We start from the raw sequence: 3,470 nt of genomic DNA, 5'->3' as shown, positions 1-3,470 counted from the left end.
ACGCGGACCGGGTTGGTGGTCGGCTCGGGCTGCATGGTCCCCTCGGCGGGAGAGGACGCGGGCTCGGGAGTGGGGGGTGCCTGGACTCCGCCGAGGGCGGCGTCGGGAAGGCAGGTGGTGCAGGGTGAGAAACCCTCCTCCCGGGCCTCCTCGTAGGTCAGCTCCTCGTGGTCACGGCCGGCGAGTTGCCGGCAGCCCGCCACGTGGTAGCGCCTGCGCCCGGGTATCACCAGCACGATCGCGTCCGGCGAGATGCCGCTCGCGCGCCTGGGGGCCACCGGGGAGGCCCCCGCGGCCATCGGATGATGGGCACGGGGCTGAGGGGGCATCGTGGCCATGTGCTGGACGGCCTGCGGCGGTGGAGCCGCCATCATCGGCGACGCCATCGGACCGGCCTGGTAGGGGCCGGCCTGAAGGGGCGCGGGCGGAGGCATCGTCGCCTTCGCCGGCCCCCCGCGGGGGAACAGGGCGTGTCTGCGCAGCAGTACCGCGATCAGCAGGAAGACCGCGGACAGCACGCTGACCACGATCGACCACATCACAAGGGACGGCTCGGCCAGCACGACGCCCGCGATCAGCAGCACGATCGCGGCCAGTACGAGTCCAGCACTTACGAAGATCACAGAGTGACTCCCGCTTACGGGTCGGGGAGAGTGACGTGACCCGGAAGCCTACCTACGGTCGTTGTGCGGGCCGTCCGCCGTCTGGAAGGCGCCCTGGTGCTGTCCGCCCTCGGGGCCGAACGAGCCGGGGCCGCCCTGCAGTGACTGCTGACCCGGCGCGCGCGACATCGCGGGACTCGCCGGCATCTGCCCGCCGACGATCGGGAACGCGCCACTGCCCTCACCGGCGATGTCCAGCTTGGACAACTGGTCTTCCAGGTACAGCTTCAGCCGGCTTCGGTACTCGCGCTCGAAGCTTCGCAGCTCCTCGACCTTGCGCTCCAGCTCGTCGCGGGTCTGGACGAGCGATCCCATGGCCTGCCGGTGGCGCTCCTGAGCGTCGCGCTCCAGCGTCTCGGCCCGGGCACGGGCGTCGCCGATGACCTGCTCGGCCTGGCGCCTGGCCTTGCCGAGGATCTCGTCGGCCTCGCGGCGGGCCCTGGTCACGGTCTCGTCCGCCTCCCGGCGGGCGTCCGCGATGGCCTGGTCGGCCGTCTGCTGGGCGAGGGCCAGCACGCGGGCCGCGGTGTCCATGTTGTCCTCGGCGGGCGGCATGCCCATGCCGACGGGGACCGGCTGCTGCTGCGGCTGTTGCTGCGGCGGCTCGGGCGCCTTCATCGGCTCGGGCTGCGGCGCCATCATCTCCGGCTTGGGCTCCGCCACCGGGGCGGGGGTCATGCCCACGCCCATTCCGCCGGGGACCTTGCCACGCAGGCACTCGGCGAGCTTGGCGCGCAGCTCCTCGTTCTCCTGGATCAGGCGGTCGAGCTCGGCCTCCACTTCGTCGAGGAAGGCGTCAACCTCTTCCTCGTCGTAGCCCGGCCGCAGCCGGGTCGTACTGAACTGCTTGTTCCGCACATCGGCGGGCGTCAGCGGCATTTCGGTCTCCTTGGCGCGCTTGGGAGTCTGTCCGGTGGGACGGTACCCGTCAACGAAGCGCGGACACGATCTGGATCAAGACCAAGACCACAATGAAGAGCACTGTGAAGCTTAGGTCAAAGGCCACCGTACCCAACCGGAGGGGCGGAATGAAACGGCGGAGGAACTTGAGAGGTGGGTCGGTCACCGTGTATACGGCCTCTGCCAGCACCAATACCGCGCCGGTCGGACGCCACTGCCGGGCGAACGCCTGCACCGTCTCGAAGATCATCCTGCCGATGAGGAGCACCAGATAGATCGACAGGACAACGACCAAGATCTCACTAACGATCCCCACAGTGTCGCCCTGCCTCCATCCCGGTACCCCGCCATCCCCATCCCCGCTCGCACCGGGGGCCAATGGGCCGGTCGGTCACGTCCATAGTGGAACTCTAACTCTGGTTGAAGAACCCGCGTTCCGCGATTCGGGCCTTGTCCTCGGCAGTCACCTCGACGTTGGCTGGGGACAACAGGAACACCTTGTTGGTAACACGTTCGATGCTCCCATGTAGCCCAAAGACCAGACCTGCCGCGAAATCGACAAGTCGCTTGGCGTCGCTGTCGACCATCTCCGTAAGGTTCATGATGACCGGCGTGCCGTCGCGGAAGTGCTCGCCGATCGTCCGCGCCTCGTTGTAGGTGCGCGGGTGCAGGGTGGTGATCCTGGCCAGGTCGGTCGTCCGGCGCTCCATCACGGCCGTCGCGGGCCGGGGGGCGGGCAGGCCGGGGTCGGTCTCCTCGTCGCGCTCGGGGACCGCGGGCTCGCGCTCTTCCGCGGGACGCCTCGACTCGTCGTACTCGTCGTAGTCGTCCTCGGAGTAGTGGTCGTACCTCTCGTAGCGGTCATCCTCCACGAGGCCGAGGTAGACCGCCATCTTGCGCATCGCGCCGGCCATCGCTACGTCTTCCTCCGTCAGCACTTGCGGGTCCGTGACGGCAGCCGTACCCCCTTTTTGAGCTGACCGCTTATCGACCTCTCCTGGAAGCGTGGACGTCAAGGCCCACTTGAGTGGACATTACCTGACGAAGGGCTTCTGGCGACCGAGCAACGCCGTACCGATCCGCAGGTGTGTCGCGCCGTTCGCGATCGCCTCGTCCAGGTCGCCGCTCATCCCCGCAGAGATGATCGTGGCGGCCGGGTGCTCGGCGCGTACGGAGCCCGCGATCTCGCGCAGCCGGGCGAACGCCTTGGCCGGCTCCTCCCCCAGCGGCGCGACCGCCATCACCCCGCGCAGCGACAGTCCTTCGGCCGCCGCCACCGCGCCGGCCACCGCGAGCACGTCGGCGGGCCTGGCGCCGCCGCGCGAGGGGTCATCGTCCAGGGCCACCTGTACCAGGCAGCCGACCTCCCGCCCCGCCCGCACGGCCTCCGCGCTCAGCGCCGTGACCAATCGCGGGCGGTCCACCGAGTGGACGATCGCGGCGTGGCCCACCACCAGGCGGGTCTTGTTGGTCTGCAACTGCCCGACGAAATGCCAGGTCAGCGGAAGGTCAGCGCATTCGTCGGCCTTGCCCGCCGCCTCCTGGGCGCGGTTCTCGGCGACGTCGCGGACCCCCAGTTCGGCCAGAATCCGCACATCGGAGGCGGGGTAGGTCTTGGTCACGGCGATCATCGAGATCTCCGCCCGGTCCCTGCCCGCCGCACGGCACGCCCCCGCGATCCGCGCTTCTACCGCCTCAAGCCCGGCCGCGATCTCCGCGTGCCGTGTGGTCCCGCTCACTTCTCGCCGCCCACCAGTCGTCATGTTGGCATTCACTCAGCGGCACCATCGTCCACCCTCCCCGTTTCGCCGCCCGCACCGGGCGGCAGGTGAGAAGGATCACTTGAGGAAGTCGGGGACGTCGAGTTCCCTGTCTCTTACACACATCTGACGCTGCCGACGACTAGTC

Annotated in this window: 4 protein-coding genes and 1 pseudogene; all 5 read right to left on the bottom strand. The window is 69.2% G+C overall.

What is annotated here, in order from left to right; genetic code table 11:
• Positions 1-623 (bottom strand): annotated as a pseudogene (locus C1I98_RS36725) (hypothetical protein); the annotation flags it as partial.
• Between the two features lie 48 nt (positions 624-671).
• Complete coding sequence (locus C1I98_RS36720) at positions 672-1,541, bottom strand: DivIVA domain-containing protein (RefSeq protein WP_111171879.1); 870 nt, start codon at positions 1,539-1,541, stop codon at positions 672-674.
• 49 nt (positions 1,542-1,590) lie between these two features.
• Entirely contained in the window at positions 1,591-1,878 is a 288-nt protein-coding gene (locus C1I98_RS36715; RefSeq protein WP_111171878.1) for a YggT family protein, read from the bottom strand.
• 94 nt (positions 1,879-1,972) lie between these two features.
• Complete coding sequence (locus C1I98_RS36710) at positions 1,973-2,476, bottom strand: cell division protein SepF (protein ID WP_111171877.1); 504 nt, start codon at positions 2,474-2,476, stop codon at positions 1,973-1,975.
• Positions 2,477-2,596: 120 nt separating this feature from the next.
• Complete coding sequence (locus C1I98_RS36705; RefSeq protein WP_233508497.1) at positions 2,597-3,301, bottom strand: YggS family pyridoxal phosphate-dependent enzyme; 705 nt, start codon at positions 3,299-3,301, stop codon at positions 2,597-2,599.
• Between the last annotated feature and the right edge of the window lie 169 nt (positions 3,302-3,470).

Source organism: Spongiactinospora gelatinilytica (genome assembly GCF_003236385.1).
In the GTDB taxonomy this organism is placed as follows: domain Bacteria; phylum Actinomycetota; class Actinomycetes; order Streptosporangiales; family Streptosporangiaceae; genus Spongiactinospora; species Spongiactinospora gelatinilytica.
The sequence above is the reverse complement of the archived record's forward strand: the minus strand, read 5'-3'. Positions and strand labels throughout refer to the sequence as shown.